This window comes from Gemmatimonadota bacterium, from assembly GCA_009838845.1.
In the GTDB taxonomy this organism is placed as follows: domain Bacteria; phylum Latescibacterota; class UBA2968; order UBA2968; family UBA2968; genus VXRD01.
The window spans coordinates 20,674-36,018 of sequence record VXRD01000108.1 but is presented as its reverse complement, the minus strand read 5'-3'; the positions used below and the strand labels follow the sequence as shown (position 1 = coordinate 36,018).

At 52.3% G+C, this 15,345-nt stretch carries 12 protein-coding genes and 1 tRNA gene; 6 read left to right on the top strand and 7 right to left on the bottom strand.

The window, feature by feature from the left end:
* The first annotated feature begins 135 nt into the window (after positions 1 to 135).
* Positions 136 to 615 (top strand): ferritin, encoded by a 480-nt coding sequence (locus F4Y39_14265; GenBank protein MYC14887.1) that lies wholly within the window; start codon positions 136 to 138, stop codon positions 613 to 615.
* 30 nt (positions 616 to 645) lie between these two features.
* Here the strand turns inward: F4Y39_14265 and F4Y39_14260 are convergent, their stop codons facing one another.
* Genes F4Y39_14260 through F4Y39_14250 form a run of 3 tightly spaced genes read right to left on the bottom strand, consistent with a single transcriptional unit; the run spans position 646 to position 3,140 of the window.
* On the bottom strand, positions 646 to 1,428 hold the full coding sequence (locus tag F4Y39_14260) for a PepSY domain-containing protein (GenBank protein MYC14886.1): 783 nt from the start codon (positions 1,426 to 1,428) through the stop codon (positions 646 to 648).
* Positions 1,425 to 2,000: an FMN-binding protein gene (locus tag F4Y39_14255; protein ID MYC14885.1), complete on the bottom strand. Its 576-nt coding sequence runs from the start codon at positions 1,998 to 2,000 to the stop codon at positions 1,425 to 1,427. The genes F4Y39_14260 and F4Y39_14255 overlap by 4 nt, the downstream gene beginning before the upstream one ends.
* Before the next feature lie 21 nt (positions 2,001 to 2,021).
* Positions 2,022 to 3,140, bottom strand: a complete 1,119-nt coding sequence (locus F4Y39_14250) for a hypothetical protein (protein ID MYC14884.1) — start codon at positions 3,138 to 3,140, stop codon at positions 2,022 to 2,024.
* 365 nt (positions 3,141 to 3,505) lie between these two features.
* Between F4Y39_14250 and F4Y39_14245 the strand changes: the two genes are divergently transcribed.
* From F4Y39_14245 to lpdA, 5 genes are all read left to right on the top strand, one after another.
* Positions 3,506 to 4,483, top strand: a complete 978-nt coding sequence (locus F4Y39_14245; protein MYC14883.1) for a Gfo/Idh/MocA family oxidoreductase — start codon at positions 3,506 to 3,508, stop codon at positions 4,481 to 4,483.
* Positions 4,480 to 5,229 (top strand): glycosyltransferase family 2 protein, encoded by a 750-nt coding sequence (locus F4Y39_14240; GenBank protein ID MYC14882.1) that lies wholly within the window; start codon positions 4,480 to 4,482, stop codon positions 5,227 to 5,229. Before F4Y39_14245 ends, F4Y39_14240 begins: the two co-directional genes overlap by 4 nt.
* 115 nt (positions 5,230 to 5,344) lie before the next feature.
* Positions 5,345 to 8,137 carry a 2-oxoglutarate dehydrogenase E1 component gene (locus tag F4Y39_14235; GenBank protein MYC14881.1) on the top strand — a complete coding sequence of 931 codons (2,793 nt, stop codon included), beginning with the start codon at positions 5,345 to 5,347 and terminating at the stop codon, positions 8,135 to 8,137.
* 12 nt (positions 8,138 to 8,149) lie between these two features.
* A complete protein-coding gene (gene odhB / locus F4Y39_14230; protein ID MYC14880.1) occupies positions 8,150 to 9,349 on the top strand; it encodes a 2-oxoglutarate dehydrogenase complex dihydrolipoyllysine-residue succinyltransferase in 1,200 nt (399 codons plus the stop codon).
* A gap of 97 nt (positions 9,350 to 9,446) precedes the next feature.
* A complete protein-coding gene (lpdA, locus tag F4Y39_14225; protein MYC14879.1) occupies positions 9,447 to 10,832 on the top strand; it encodes a dihydrolipoyl dehydrogenase in 1,386 nt (461 codons plus the stop codon).
* Positions 10,833 to 10,918: 86 nt separating this feature from the next.
* Here the strand turns inward: lpdA and F4Y39_14220 are convergent, their stop codons facing one another.
* The 4 genes from F4Y39_14220 to ispG form a co-directional block, all read right to left on the bottom strand.
* Positions 10,919 to 11,224, bottom strand: a complete 306-nt coding sequence (locus tag F4Y39_14220) for an HU family DNA-binding protein (protein ID MYC14878.1) — start codon at positions 11,222 to 11,224, stop codon at positions 10,919 to 10,921.
* 131 nt (positions 11,225 to 11,355) lie between these two features.
* Positions 11,356 to 11,432: transfer RNA gene (locus F4Y39_14215), tRNA-Ile, on the bottom strand.
* Between the two features lie 88 nt (positions 11,433 to 11,520).
* Positions 11,521 to 13,293, bottom strand: coding sequence for a DNA primase (locus tag F4Y39_14210; GenBank protein MYC14877.1), 1,773 nt, complete (start codon positions 13,291 to 13,293; stop codon positions 11,521 to 11,523).
* 58 nt (positions 13,294 to 13,351) lie between these two features.
* Positions 13,352 to 15,304, bottom strand: a complete 1,953-nt coding sequence (ispG, locus tag F4Y39_14205) for a (E)-4-hydroxy-3-methylbut-2-enyl-diphosphate synthase (protein ID MYC14876.1) — start codon at positions 15,302 to 15,304, stop codon at positions 13,352 to 13,354.
* Positions 15,305 to 15,345: the final 41 nt, after the last annotated feature.

The following is a 15,345-nucleotide window of genomic DNA, read 5'->3' as shown; positions in this document are numbered from 1 at the left end:
CCCCAATGGTATATGGCATTTTTCTATTGATTCTTTTTGCGAAATTGCGTAAACCTTTAGTAACTTTTAGACGCGGAGCATTTGATTACCCCAGTGTGGCCCATAAGTCACCCAACAGGAGGTTTGTTTTTTGTTATGATTCCCAAGAAGGTCCTCATGGCTTTGAACGAGCAACTCAATTTTGAGTTCCATTCGGCATTTCACTATCTCGCCATGGAGACGTATTTTCACGGGGTAAATCTGCACGGATTTGCCACGTATATGCGCGAGCAATACAAAGAAGAACGGCAGCACGCGCTCAAGATCGTGGATTATATCAATGCGCGAAACTGCCGGGTCCTGCTCAAACAGATCGCCGAACCACCTTCTGAATGGGCATCCCCTCTGGAGGTTTTTGAAGATGCGCATCGGCAAGAGCAGAAATCCAGTGGGATGATCAATGATCTGGTCGATCTCTCACTGAATGAGCGCGACCATGCAACGGAGATTTTTTTGAAGTGGTTTATCGAGAAACAGGTAGAAGAGGAGGCCCAAATCAGCAGTATTGTGCAAAAGTTGAAGCTGGTGGGCGATGACGCTTATGGTCTGTTTTTGTTGGATCGAGATATGGGGTGAGAGATAAAGCGATGTACACAGAAAGTGCTCTCAGTATCTGAGGGCACTTTTTTTTGTACGATGTAGGCGGCGCTTTCTGGTGCGCCACCAGATGATCAGGCCAGAGATGGACAGGCCGACCAGGCCCCAGGCAGCGATGTCGTAGAGATAGACAAACCAATCGGCGAAGAAATAACCCGTGTGAATCTGGTGTATGATCGTGTAGAGATCGTGTCCGGGCTTTGTAGATTGGGCGATAGAGGCCCAGGTTTTTCCGCCGTTGGAACTGGTGAGCAGACCGCCTGAGGTCCACAGGTTCAGATTTTGGGTGGAGCCAATGCCAATGCGCTGGAGGCGGATGCCTTCGGCAAGGGGCATAAATCCGAGGCCGACTTGCTCCCAGACGATGCCGCCGTCGGTTGAGCGAATGAGGCCCAGGTCTTCGAGGACGACGTAAATGTGGTCGGGATTGTCGGGCGCATAGGCGATGTCAACGGCGCGTTCTGCAGCGAAGAGCATTGGGACTTCGGTCCAGGTTTTGCCGCCGTCTTCAGAGGAATAAAGGGCCAAGCGCGTGCCGCGATAGAGGTGTTGGGGATCGCGGGGGTCAACCGCAAATGAGAGGGTGCGCTCAGAGGGCGCGCCGAGCAGGCCGGGGTGATTGAGCAAAAAACCCGAGACGGCGAGCAGAGATAAAAATATGAGTGCACCAATGCCGACATAGCGATGGAGTTTGCGGAAAAATTCGACGCGTTTTGTTCGCGTTCTGGGTTGTTCTTTGTGAAGCGGGATGGTTTTGCTCCTGCGCGTGGAGGCTTGAGGGGTAGCACTCATTGGGATTCTTTTTCCGAGTAAATGACATTGAGGACGGTGAGGACCCTCTTGACGCCCGCATTTAAGGCGCGTACCGAGAGAGTGGCACCGCTGATGCCGATGATGTCGCGGTTGAGACGAATGTGATGATTGACATTTTTATTTGTATATTGGGTCAAGAACCGCTGGCGCTTGACCTGACCGCCTCGCGATTCGCGATAGACCATGATCCATACACCGCCAACGCGGTGGTCGGGTTTGACTTTGACGATGAAGGTGATGGGTTTGTAGAGGCCAATTTGATTCGCAATGATCGCGTATCCCTGATGTCGGTCATTTTTTTTTGCCTGAAAAATCGTGAAATCGGGTTCTTCGAGGCGCCACCCCAACCGCCGTTCAATGCGCCGCCGTTCTTGTGGGGTTGGGATCCAGACTTCGCTCCAGAGCGTGTCTGCATCTGGGAAGGCTTTTTTTAGAGCCTGTTCTTCTGTGAGATATACAGTGATAGCCTCTGGGCCATCGGGACCCTGCGCGAATCCGAGTCCCGACAGGAGGCAGACCATGATACAGAGCACATACTTATTTTTTATCACTGTTTTCTCCAACTCCTTTTTTTAAAAATACGAGGCAATCGAAAAGAAGAGGCGTCCAATGCCATCGCCTTTGTCGCCATTTGCTGGCGTTTTATAGGTGGTGTTGTAATCCAGCTTGAAAGCCGTGTCTTCAACGGGGCGGAAGTTCAAACCAAAGGTGATCCCGTATTCCGAATCGCCAGTTATCGAGGTATCAAAATCGACCCAGTCCCAGCGTGCTACGGCCGTGAACACGGATTCTGATAAGAAATGATCGTGCCCGAAATGAAAGTTGGTCTGTGCATAAGCACCGCGCTGGTCGCCGTTAAATCCATCGGCAGTGGCCTGTCCGTATTCGCCCTGAAGTTCAAAGGGTCCCTGTGTAAATTGCGCGTCGGCTCCGAAGATGGAGAGGCGGTTGTTGTCCGCATCGTCGTATTTGCCGGTGTGGAAAGATGCGCCGAGGTCAATGCCCAGGCGCGGGCTAAAGCCGAATCGTCCGACGAGTGCTTTGTCGTGGTTGTTGTCCGATTTTTGGCTGCCCCGTCCGCTTCGAATGCGGAGTTTACCGCCGGAGTTGACTTTTTCGTTGAACCCGTTGACGAGGTAGATTTCATAAGTTGCTACGGAGAGTTCAGAGGGATAAAAGGTGCCAAAGAAGCCCATTCCCGCCTCTGAGAGGGTAGATGGCATGATCTGACGGTTCACGGTGGGGCGTTCTGTCAGGTCGTTGAGCGGACTGTCGTGCAGGAGGTTAAAACGCCCGAGCGGGGAGAGTATGACACCGCCCCGATAGTTGAAGGCTTCTTTAAAGGTGAAGTCCATGATGGCGAATTCGAGTTTGATTTCGCCATCGGTGTTGCTGCTGCCTTTGACGAGACCGCCGTGCTCAAATTCGATTTCGCACGAAACGTGAATTCGGTCGGTAATTTCCGAAAAGATGAAGGGGATGAAACGGTGCTGGTCAAAAGTGCTGTCTTTTCCTTCTGTCCATTCAAATTCGTGGTCAATATATCCGCCGATAGCTACATTTCTGCCCATGCGTTTGATATAGGGTTTGTCGTATATGCTGCCGGGTAATTCGGGCCGTTTGTCTTCCTCGGCTATGGTGGGTAGTGCAAATGCCAGAGACAGAAACGAAGCGAGCAGTTTAAAGCGCATGCTTTTCTCCTGGGTGAAACACAAGACTATTCAAAGTGGGTTGACAGGATGCGGGGAAAACCCTACTTTGAATGTGAGTTGTGCTTATGGCGTGACTCAGACCATCTTCCGCCGGGCTGGCAGGCTCTTGAAACGGGAGGTGGTCTTTTTTGTTTGGCGGTCTATAAAAATGTTTTATTAGTAAAACACTCGCCCAACAAATAAAACAAATGTTGGGTATATGTCAACAAGTTTTTTATTTTTTTCTCAAATTATGATAAGTCAGATTAATTTAGCTTTGGCGATTAACTGAAAAGGGTTGAATTTTTGGGACAAGTACCTATTATAGCGCAGTGTTTTTTCGATCTCAATGCGAGGAGAGTTAAATGCCTGATAGATTAAAAGTCGCTGTTATTGGCGCGAGTGGCATTGGGCAGCACCACGCGCGATGGCACCATTTGTCGGGGTCTCAGGTGGTGGCATTTGTGGGTACTTCGGAAGCGTCGTGTGCAAAGACCCAATCGCAATTGCAGGCGTATTTTGGATTTGATGGGCGCGCTTATACAGATGTGGCGCAGATGCTGGCGGCTGAACAGCCCGATGTGGTCGATGTTTCAAGTCCTTTTCACTTGCATAAAGAGCATGCAATTATGGCTCTGGAGAGTGGGTGCCATGTGGTGTGCGAAAAGCCCCTGTGCTGGAATGTGGATAGGAGCCTGGATGATATTTTGGCAGATGGACAGGCTGTGGTGCATGTGGCGGAACAGGCGGGTAGATCGCTGGTGATGTCTGCACAATATCCCGCGGGGATTTCAGTTTATCGCGATTTTTACACGCGTGTGCGAGGGACATGGGATGCGATTGAATCGCTTGAGATGGAGATGGAGGTGAAGGGGCGCGGGGGACCAAAGGCGCGGGAAGATATCTGGATTGATGTGGCGTCCCATCCGCTGAGTTTGGTTCTGGGATTTTTGCCAGGGGGAGAAATCGATTGGGCAACGGCCTCGTGTGCAATAGGCGAGCGGGAAAATCGCGCGAGTTTTGAGGTGGTTACACCCAATGGACGATGCGATGTGCAATTTGTTTTGCGCGATATCGATGAGGGGGTTCCCGTGCGGCGATTTGGCGTGAATGGCTTTTTGGTGAATTGGGAGGGGTTTGCCGATGATGAGGGTATTTATCGCGCGCGATTGGTCCATGGAGACGAAGCTGTGATTTGCCGCGATTTTATGCATATTTTAATCGATGAATTTGGTAAGCATGTACGAGGGGAAGGTGGGCGGGTTGTTGTTTCTGGTGCGGATGCTTTGGTGAATTTGCAGTATCAAATTGCCCTGTTAAAGCAGGCGGATTGGTCTGTATGAGCGCGCGATCAGACATTGGGGTGGTGATTACCACGCACAACTATGGGCATTATCTCGCCGCGTGTTTGGAATCGGTTTTGTCACAGACGCTTTTGCCCCGTCAGGTGTTGGTGGTTGACGATGCGAGTGAAGACAATGCGGCAGATGTTGTGGCATCATTTTCCGATGTAGCGTATTGCCGCGTGGATTTTCGCAATGGCAACCGCGCTCGAAATTTTGGTTTTTTGAAGATTTCGACTCCTTATGTCGCGTTTTTCGATGCGGATAATGTGATGATGCCGCGCTTTTTAGAGGTGCTCTACAGCGCATTGGAAGAGGTTTCCCACGCGGCTTATGCTTATGGCGATCGCATTGTGTTTGCCGATGGCGATTTACAGCAGGGCGAACGCGAGGTGTCTGGCCCGTTTGATGTGCGGCGATTGCGCGCCGGAAATTATATCGATCTCGCCGCGTTGATTCGAGCTGATAGTTTTCCCGGATTCGATCCCGCTGTGCGCCGATATCAGGATTGGGATTTGTGGCTGAATATCGCGCTCAGACAGGGGGGGATTGGGCAGTATGTGCCCGAGACATTATATTATTATCGGGTGCATCCACACAGTGTAAGTCAGCGGGAAGACCGGGATCGGGCGATGTGGCGTATCCGCAGAAAATACCATCTCGGATGGGGCGCGCTACCCCTGCTGCGCCATTCTTTCAAGCTCTATCAATTCGCGCGGAAGACGAAGTCGTTTTGGACGAGGTGAGCGGTTGGGGCGACCTTTGTCCGCTGCCATCTTGACATGATGCGGTGTAGGCGTTACTTTTTCCGTGTGTGTAAGATACACCTCTTGTAAAGGCTACAGAAAGGTGGGGATTGTTATGTCATTCGATATTGCTGCAATTGCCAATGCCGATTATATCGACGCGATGTATGAGAAATACAAACAAGACCCAGATCTGGTGGATGAAAGATGGCATATATTTTTTGCGGGTTTTGATTTGGGGATGCAGCGCGACGGCACCGAAATAGTTTCAGATACGTCAGATGAGAACCAGGCGGAGGAAAATGTCATGGCGTTTCTCGATGCTTATGACACATTGGAGGAATATACCCGCATGGACGCGAATAGGCAGCAGGGGGCTATGGCTCTGGTCAATGCGTATCGCACATGGGGGCACCTGGTCGCCGATATTGCGCCGATGAGTTATACGCGCCCACCGTATCCGCTGTTGGAGTTGTCCGAATACGGCTTTACAGAAGAGGATCTGGATCAAATCGTCGGGAATGGCGGATTTCTCGGTCCTACGGACGGGACGTTGCGCGACCTCGTTGCAAAGCTCAGGCAAACATACTGCGGTTCTGTGGCGGTAGAATACACCGATATTCCGTATAAGAGCCAGCACGAGTGGCTGGAGCAGCACATGGAACCGATCTTAAATTCGCCGAAATTCAGTGCGGAACAATGCCGGGATCTGTTGAGGCTATTGATCGAAGCACAGGAGTTTGAACAATTTTTGCATGTTAAATATATCGGGAAAAAGCGATTTTCTATTGAAGGCGGCGAAGTGCTTATCCCGATGTTGCACGCGCTTATTGAAACCGGGGCTGCGTTAAATGTCGAAGAAATGGTGATGGGGATGGCGCATCGCGGCAGGCTCAATGTGCTCACGCATATTATGCAAAAGCCCTATCCGGAGATATTCAGCGAGTTTGAGGGTGTTGAGTTGGGAGAGGGGTCGGGCGATGTAAAATACCACATGGGGTTCGCCCATGAGTATGTCACGCGCGATGGGCACACTGTGCATTTGGGATTGACGCCGAATCCGAGTCACCTCGAATTGGTCAATCCCGTGATTGAGGGCATTGTTTGTACGAAGCAAGAGACAAAAGGCGATGTTCAGCACGAGCATATCGTACCGCTGATCATTCACGGCGATGCCGCTTTTGCCGGGCAGGGCATTGTGCCTGAGACGATTTGCTTGTCCCATCTTGATGGCTATGATAATGGGGGTACGATTCACATTGTTGTGAATAATCAGATTGGTTTTACCGCATTGCCCCGGGAATCCCGTTTTACAGCGTATCCAACAGATGTGGCGAAGATTGTTAAGATGCCCATTTTCCACGTCAATGCCGATGATCCCGAAGCTGTGGTACACGCGGCGCGCATGGCTATGGCTTATCGCCAGGCGGTGAAAAACGATGTGATTATCGATCTGTGGTGTTATCGCCGATACGGTCACAATGAATCCGACGATCCCGCTTTTACACAGCCCCTGCAATCTGCTGAAATCGCCGGGCATCCAACGGTTGTCGATTTGTATTCGAGGCGTTTGATTGAGCAAAATATCGCAACAGAAGATGATGTCGATGCGATGAAGCAGGGTGTGCGCGAGAAGCTCGAGGCGGCATTTGTCGATGCGAAAAATCAAAAGACAAAACCGCGTGAGCCTGCATTTGGGGGCGCGTGGAAGGGATTTGGGAAGGCGGGCGCAGATCGCACGGCAAAAACCGCGGTGCATAGAGAGAAGTTGATTGATATTGCCCAAAAGGCGACGACGGTGCCCGAGGGATTTAACGCTTATCGCAAATTGATGCGCCAACTCGATTACCGCATGCAAATGGTCCACGGTAAGGTGGGTATAGACTGGGGTTGTGCGGAGATGCTCGCATTTGGCAGTTTGTTAGTTGATGGGTTCCCGGTGCGATTGGCCGGGCAAGATTCTCAGCGGGGTACATTTAGTCATCGGCAAGCGGTGTGGCACGATGTCAAAAATGGCTCGATTTATTCACCGCTGAACCATCTATCGGATGGTCAGGGTGGTTTCAGGGTCTATAATACGATGCTTTCGGAATTGGCGGTGCTGGGCTTTGAGTTTGGCGTGAGTTATGCCAATCCCAATAAATTGACGATCTGGGAAGCCCAGTTTGGCGATTTTGCCAATGGCGCGCAGATGATTATCGATCAGTTTATTTCCAGTTCTGAGGCCAAATGGCAAAAGATGAGCGGGCTGGTGATGCTCTTGCCGCACGGGTTTGAAGGCCAGGGACCAGAGCATTCGAGTGCGCGGTTAGAGCGGTTTCAGGCGTTGTGTGCCGAAGACAATATGCAGGTGGGTTGCCCCACGCTACCCGCGCAGTATTTTCATTTGCTGCGCCGCCAGATGCTCCGTGCATTTCGCAAGCCCCTCGTTTTGATGATGCCAAAGAGTTTGTTGCGGCACAAAGAATCGACCTCAACGCTCGAGGATTTGTCCAGGGGCGCGTTTTATCCCGTTTTAGACGATCCCGCACAGCCCGATCCCAGCGCGGTGGAGCGCGTTGTTTTCTGTACGGGTAAGGTCTTTTTTGACTTAAAAGAGGGGCGGGACAAAAAGGGCGAGGAAAGGCTCGCACTGGTGCGGATTGAGGAGCACTATCCCTTTCCGTGGGATGAGGTGGGTGCTATACTTGAAAAATACGGCGATGCGGATATTTTTTGGGGACAAGAAGAGCCGCAAAATATGGGTAGTTGGGATTTTATGGAGCCAAAACTCCGCCGATTGCTCGATAACAAAAAGCCAGTGCGCTATCTGGGACGAAAGCCCACGGCTGCAACGGCCACGGGTATTCAGTCGGTGCATTTGGCCGAACAGCAAGAGATCGTGGAGATGGCTCTGGATTTTTCTTAGGGAGGCGCGTACATGCCTGTTGATGTGGTTTTGCCCGAATTGGGAGAGTCAGTGACCGATGCCATTCTGGTCGAGTGGTTGAAATCGGATGGCGAGGCCGTGGCGGTAGATGAACCCCTTGCGGTTATTGAAACGGATAAAGCCGATGTCGAATTGCCCGCGCCTTCGGCAGGCGTGTTGCATACACTGAAGGCCGATGGCGATACGATTGAGGTCGGCGAGACCATTGCTACAATAGATGAGGATGGGAAAGCCGTCTCAAAGGCCGATGTATCGGAGAAGGTCGATTCGCCTGAAGAGCCTGTAGAGGCCGATGGTTTGAGTCCGGCAGTGCGCCGATTGGTGACAGAGCACGATCTCGATCCCGCGGCGATTACAGGGACGGGAAAAGACGGGCGATTGACCAAAGGAGATGTGCTGGCGTATCTCGATTCAGAAGTGTCTGAAGTACCCGATCCGCCCGTTTCTGAACCCGAAGCTCCTGCACCACCTCCTGCTGCCGCTGTTTCGAGCGATGGTGAGCGGCGCGAACCTATGAGTCAAATTCGCACGCGCATTGCCGAGCGTCTGGTTTCTGCACAGCAGACAGCGGCGATGTTGACGACGTTTAATGAAGTGGATATGAGCGGTATTTTTGATTTGCGCGCGAAGTACAAAGAGATGTTCGCAGATGTACACGGCATATCCCTGGGTTTGATGTCCTTTTTTGTTCGTGCCTGTGTTATTGCTTTGCAGGAGTATCCCGATGTAAATGCCAGTATCGATGGTTCTGATATTGTCTATCGCGATTATGTCAATATGGGTATTGCTGTGGGTACTGATCGCGGTCTTGTCGTGCCTGTTTTGAAGTCGGCAGAGCGCATGTCTTTTGCTACTATTGAGTCGGAAATTAAGCGCGTGGCGCTCTCTGCGCGAGAAGGCAAGCTGGGGTTGGATGAGTTGAGTGGGGGAACGTTTACGATTACCAATGGCGGGGTGTTTGGGTCGCTGTTGTCAACGCCTATTCTCAATCCGCCTCAGACGGGTATTTTGGGTATGCACGCGATTCAGAATCGTCCCGTTGCCGTGGGAGATGAGGTGGTTGTTCGCCCGATGATGTATCTGGCATTGACTTATGATCACCGCCTGATTGACGGCCAGACTTCGGTCACATTTCTTGTCCGCGTAAAAGACCTGCTCGAAGACCCCGCACGTATGATGCTGGAAGTGTGATCCGCAGATGGACGCAGATGGACGCAGATGACGGATAAACCGTAGGGGCGATCCCTCGTGGGTGCCCGAATATTTTACCGATTTTGAGGAGCCTCTCGTGGCAGATAATACATTCGATCTCATTGTTATTGGTGCTGGACCGGGAGGGTATGTCGCGGCGATTCGCGCGGCGCAATTGGGCATGCGCGTGGCATGTGTTGAGAAACAGGGATTGGGAGGTACATGTCTGAATGTGGGCTGTATTCCGAGTAAAGCCCTTTTGGAGTCGAGTGAGTTGTTTCACCAGGCGGAGTCTTCGTTGGGTATTCACGGTGTAAAGACCGGTGGTGTGGAACTGGATTTGAAGGGTATGATGAAGCGCAAGTCCAGTATTGTGCGAAGGATGACGGGCGGTATTCGCGGCCTGTTTCGCAAGAATAATGTGACGCATATTTCGGGGCTGGGGCGGTTGGCCGGCGATGGCAAGGTCGATGTTGGGGGAGATGTTTATTCGGCAGAGCGCATTTTGATCGCTACGGGCAGTTCTGCGATTGAGTTGCCCAATTTGCCTTATGATGGCGAGTATGTGATCAGTTCTACCGAGGCGTTGTCGCTGGATAAGGTGCCCGGGAAGATGATTGTTATTGGCGCAGGTGCGATCGGTCTCGAGTTGGGGTCGGTGTGGCATCGCCTGGGTGCAGAGGTGCATGTGGTTGAATTTCTCGATGGGGTGACGCCGACGATGGACCGCGAATTGTCTCTCGGTTTGCAGAAGGTGCTGGAGAAGCAGGGGCTGAAGTTTTCGTTTGATACGCGCGCGGAGTCGGCGGAGGTTCGCGATGGGAAGGTGATGGTGACGCTCGCACAGGGCGATGAGACGACTTCTGAGACGTGTGACCGATTGTTGGTCGCTGTTGGGCGAAGGCCAAATACCGATGGGCTGGGTGGCGAAGATGTGGGGTTGGAGATGGATGACCAGGGACGCATTCTGGTCGATGACGTATTTGAGACAAATTTGCCCGGTGTCTATGCAATTGGCGATGTGATTCCCGGTCCGATGCTGGCGCACAAGGCAGAGGAAGAGGGTGTGGCTGCGGTGGAATGTATGGCGGGAAAGGCGGGGCATGTGAATTATGGCGCGATTCCCAATGTGGTGTACACACATCCAGAACTGGCATCGGTGGGGCTGACAGAGGAGCAGGTTGTGGCCGATGGCATTCCCTATAAGGTGGGCAAGTTTCCAATAGCTGCCAATGGTCGCGCGCATACGCTACAGGCGGTGGATGGACAGGTGAAGATTATTGCACATGAAAAGACGGATCGCGTGTTGGGTATTCACATTTTGGCCGCACGCGCGTCCGATATGCTCGCCGAGGGGGTTCTGGCAATGGAATTTTCCGCGAGTGCAGAGGATATCGCGCGAACGATGCACGCGCATCCTACACTTCCAGAGGCACTGAAAGAGGCTGCGTTGAATGTGGAGGATGAGGCGATTCATATATAAAACAAGTAGTGCCACCTATTGCCAACACAAGAAAACACCGCAACAAATCTGTTGCGGTGTTTTGTTTTTAGACTGTTTTGCCCCGTTTATTCCAGATCTTTGAGGGGTATTGAGAGGGCGTCTCGAAGTATTTTGCCGGGTTTGAACCCCACTTTGCGTCGCGCAGGCACATAGACTTCTTCACCCGTTCGGGGATTGCGCGCGCGAGGACGGGCATTGGTGCGTTTGACTTCCCAGCTTCCAAAGCCTCGAATTTCGATCCTTTCACCTTCGATGATAGCTTCTGCAAGAGTTTCAAAGAGTACATCTACGGCTTGTTTCGTCATTGTGTTTTTGCAATCGATTTCATCTGCCAGTATTTTTGCCAGGTCTGCCTTGGTTATAGTTTGCACTCGCTACCCTCCACAAAAAATATTAAACGGTTTAATAGTTTTATAAAAATGAGGCGGAGTATCAAGCAAATAATGAAGCGACTATTCACAAAAAAACGGCGACCTCGCTGGATGGCCACCGCGATGATTTATGGTGGGCGCACAGGGACTCGAACCCCGGACCAACGGATTATGAGTCCGTCGCTCTAACCAACTGAGCTATGCGCCCTAAAATTTAGTTTTGCTAATCCAACGCGAAAAACAAAGATAAGGAACATAGATAAATTGTCAACTGAAAACTGGACACCTTATAGAAGTTATTTTGGCTCAGCCATCGCTTTGCGCTGGGCAGTAAGGTGGCGATGTTTTTCCAGCGTGGCGCGCAGATCGTCGGGAGAAAGCGGTTGGCGCAATTGCTTTTCGAGCAGTTCGATTTCGCTTTCGAGACTTTTGAGTTGGAACTTGTGAATATAATCTTGAATGGGAACATCGATGTTGGGATTCTCAATGCCAATTTCCAGAGATAGGTCGGTCAATATGCGGCACAAGCGTTCATCGTTGCACTGATTGATGAGGTGCGCGGCTTCAATGGATTGTTTCTGTTGTCGGTTGCGGGCAATCAGGGTGGCGATTTGCCGGTAAGCACTATTTGTAAAGTTGTCGGGAGAAATTTGTTTGAATACGCTATCGGTGGTTTCGGGATGTTGCATCAGGAAGGTGAGCAATTCGCGCTCAGAACGGGGCCGCGTATCATAAGATTCGGGTTCTGGTTGTCCATTTTGCGGTCTCGTGGTGCGGCGTTGCGTTTGGGCAATGCCAATGAGGACTTTTTCATCTATCCCGATTTTTTCGGCGATGTCTTTGATTAGAAATTGTTTGAGGGCGTTGTCTGTGATGCGCCCAATGAGTTCGGCCAATGCGTTTGCCGTTCGGGTTTTGCCATCTACGGTGGAGAGGTCGTCGCGTTGGGCAAATTGTTCTATGAGAAAATCGATGGCGGATGCGGCGTTTTCGGTGAGGCGCAGAAGGCCATCGGGTCCATGGGCGCGCACATAACTGTCGGGGTCGTGGTCTTCGGGAAGGGTGACAACGCGAACTTCGAGACCCACTTCAAAGAGCGATCCGATCCCTCGCATTGCCGCGGTTGCTCCGGCGGTGTCGCCGTCGAAGATGAGAATGGTTTTGGGCACGTAACGCCTGATCAGGCGCGCCTGGTCGGTTGTGAGTGCTGTACCAGAGGATGCGACCGCGTTTTCAATGCCATACTGCGCGAGAGCAATGAGGTCCATATACCCTTCTACAACGAGTGCTACACCCGCGTCGCGAATGGCGTCTCTATTGCGCCACAGGCCGTACAGGGTGGCACTTTTGTTGTACACAGGAGTTTCCGGAGAGTTGATGTATTTGGCCTGTTCGTCGGGATCGAGGGCGCGCGCGCCAAAAGCGACCGGGCGACCTGTGGCTGCGTGAATGGGGAAGGTGATGCGGTTGCGAAAGCGGTCGTAAAAACCGCCTCCTGTTTGCCTTTGTAAGACCAGTCCGGCGCGTTCGAGTATTTGTGGAGAGAAGTCCCGACGGGTAGCGATTTGCAAGAAGCCATCCCATTGATCGGGCGCGTAACCGAGGGAAAAGGCATCGATTACGTCGCGGTTTATGCCGCGATTTTCGAGGTAGGCCATTGCATCGGCGGCTTTCTCATCCTGTGTGAGCAGGTGGTGAAAATATTTGACCGCGAGTTCATTGGCGCGATAGATCTGGTCAAAGACTTCCTGCTGGTCCGGGTCTGCGGGTTTTGCATCGGGCAGGGCTATGCCCGCGCGATCGGCGAGTTGGCGGACGGCTTCGATAAAGCTGATGTTTTCTATGTCGCGCAGAAATGTAAAGCTGTTGCCGCCCGCGCCGCAGGCGAAACACTTGTAGATCTGTTTTTCTTGTGAGACGTTCAGGGAGGGTGTGGAATCGTCGTGGAAGGGACACAGTCCGACAAAATTTTTGCCCCGGCGGGTCAGTGCAACGTGATCGCCTACAACATCGACAATATCGATAGACAGGCGCACTTGATCGATGATGGTTTCTGGAATGCGCGGCATGTAAGGAACTCCCCGGGGAGAGGAGATGGAAGCTGTAAATAAGTGTTGTAGGCTAACTTTAAGCTGGATCAACCCAATCGCCGCCGGCGCGTATCAGGTCAATCAGTTCGTCAACCGCGCCTTCTGTGGGGATATTGCGTTTGACGATGTCTTTGCCCTTGTAGAGCGTGATTTTGCCGGGACCACTGCCCACATAGCCGTAATCGGCGTCGGCCATTTCGCCTGGGCCGTTGACTATGCAGCCCATAATGCCAATTTTGACGCCTTTGAGGTGGTTGGTGTGGCTTCGAATCAGGGCGGTGGTTTCCTGCAGGTCGAATAGGGTGCGCCCGCACGAAGGACAGGATATGTATTCGGTTTTGGAGATGCGGGTGCGCGTGGCTTGCAAGATGCCGAAGGCCGTGCGGGTGAGGGTGTGATCGTCTATTTGATCGGATGTATTTTCGAGCCACAGGCCATCGCCGAGGCCATCGACGAGCAGTCCTCCGCAGTCTGTGGCGGCGTGGAGCATGAAGGCGTCATTGTCTGAATACTTTGTTGCGCTATACGTTCGGCGGATGACTACGGGTATGTCGCAGGACCAATCTGCAAGCAGGCAGAATGCGCGGCGCAGTTCGGGCATGGCGTGGGTGTTGTGAGTTAGCAGGACGAGCACTGCACAGGAATCGGCCTTGAGCGCATGGATAAGTGGTTCGTCGAGTGCGTCGAGTTCGGCACGGACAAAGGTGATGCGCTCGGATGTGTGATTGGCTTGCAAGTATGCAGTTGCAGAGAAAATCGGGTATGCGGCGGATGCGGGCGACCAGGCCCGGGCATTTTGAATGACGCCAAGCGTGCCGGGGAGTTCAAAATCCAGGGTGTGATCGCCGATGTCGATAAAGTCAACGGCCATGTCGGCGATATGCCATTTGTCGAGTGCAGCGTCATACGAATACCCAAAAGGTTGCAGGGATTCGGGAGTGATGGTGCCCTGTGGGGTGGCAATGACGATTGGGACACTCGGTTTGCCGATTTTTTCAACCTGTCGCGTTGCGCGGCGGGTGTAAGAAAATGGATCGATATGAGATGTTTGAATTTCCGGTATTGGCGCGTGATCGCTTCGGTTGCAATAGCGGGCGACCAGTGTTTGCGCTACGGGGATTTCGGCTTCGGGTTCTTCGGTGAGGGAGACGCGAATGGTATCGCCCAGGCCGTCTTCGAGCAGCGCGCCTATGCCCACGGCCGATTTGATGCGTCCGTCTTCGCCATCGCCAGCTTCCGTGACTCCCAGATGGAGCGGATAGTTCATGCCTTCGGCCATCATTTTGTTTACCAGCAGGCGATAGGCTTGAACCATGATTTGCGGATTGCTGGCTTTCATGGAAAATACGATGTCGTGATAGTTGAGGTCAATGCATATCCGTGCAAATTCAAGGGCGGATTCGACCATGCCGAGTGGGGTGTCGCCAAATCTGCTCATAATGCGGTCTGAGAGCGACCCGTGGTTGGTGCCAATCCGCATGGCTGTGCCGTGTTCTTTGCAGATTTTGACCAGTGGCGCGAATCTGTCGCGAATGCGGTGCAGTTCCCCGGCGTATTGTGCATCGGTGTATTCGATGATCTGAAATTTTTTTTTGTCGGCGTAATTGCCGGGGTTCACGCGCACTTTTTCCACGATTCGAGCTGCGATTTCAGCGGCGTTGGGCGTGTAGTGAATATCGGCTATCAGTGGGGTGGTATAGCCCGCAGATCTGATTTTTTTTCGGATGTTTTCGAGGTTGCGGGCTTCGTTCTGGCTGGGTGCTGTTATGCGCACGTATTCACATCCGGCGCGGATCATGCGGATGGACTGGGCGACCGTGCCATCGGTATCCATGGTATCGGTTGTGGTCATTGATTGCACGCGGATGGGATTGTCGCCACCGAGTGGCACACCCCCGATATCGACTTCGCGGGTTTTGAAGTGGGCGTATTCCGTGAGCGAATTGCAGTATTTGCCCGGAGAGATGAGCAGGTCGCTGGTTATGGACATTGGTCGTCTCTGTGGTTGTGATGGTCAGTAGGTGAGGGTTT

Excerpts from the sequence above, each read along its gene's own strand:
- F4Y39_14265 (MYC14887.1), top strand. The coding sequence starts at position 136 with ATGATTCCCAAGAAGGTCCTCATGGCTTTGAACGAGCAACTCAATTTT.
- odhB (MYC14880.1), top strand. The coding sequence starts at position 8,150 with ATGCCTGTTGATGTGGTTTTGCCCGAATTGGGAGAGTCAGTGACCGAT.
- F4Y39_14210 (MYC14877.1), bottom strand. The coding sequence starts at position 13,293 with ATGCCGCGCATTCCAGAAACCATCATCGATCAAGTGCGCCTGTCTATC.
- ispG (MYC14876.1), bottom strand. The coding sequence starts at position 15,304 with ATGTCCATAACCAGCGACCTGCTCATCTCTCCGGGCAAATACTGCAAT.
- F4Y39_14260 (MYC14886.1), bottom strand. The coding sequence starts at position 1,428 with ATGAGTGCTACCCCTCAAGCCTCCACGCGCAGGAGCAAAACCATCCCG.
- F4Y39_14245 (MYC14883.1), top strand. The coding sequence starts at position 3,506 with ATGCCTGATAGATTAAAAGTCGCTGTTATTGGCGCGAGTGGCATTGGG.
- F4Y39_14250 (MYC14884.1), bottom strand. The coding sequence starts at position 3,140 with ATGCGCTTTAAACTGCTCGCTTCGTTTCTGTCTCTGGCATTTGCACTA.
- F4Y39_14240 (MYC14882.1), top strand. The coding sequence starts at position 4,480 with ATGAGCGCGCGATCAGACATTGGGGTGGTGATTACCACGCACAACTAT.
- F4Y39_14235 (MYC14881.1), top strand. The coding sequence starts at position 5,345 with ATGTCATTCGATATTGCTGCAATTGCCAATGCCGATTATATCGACGCG.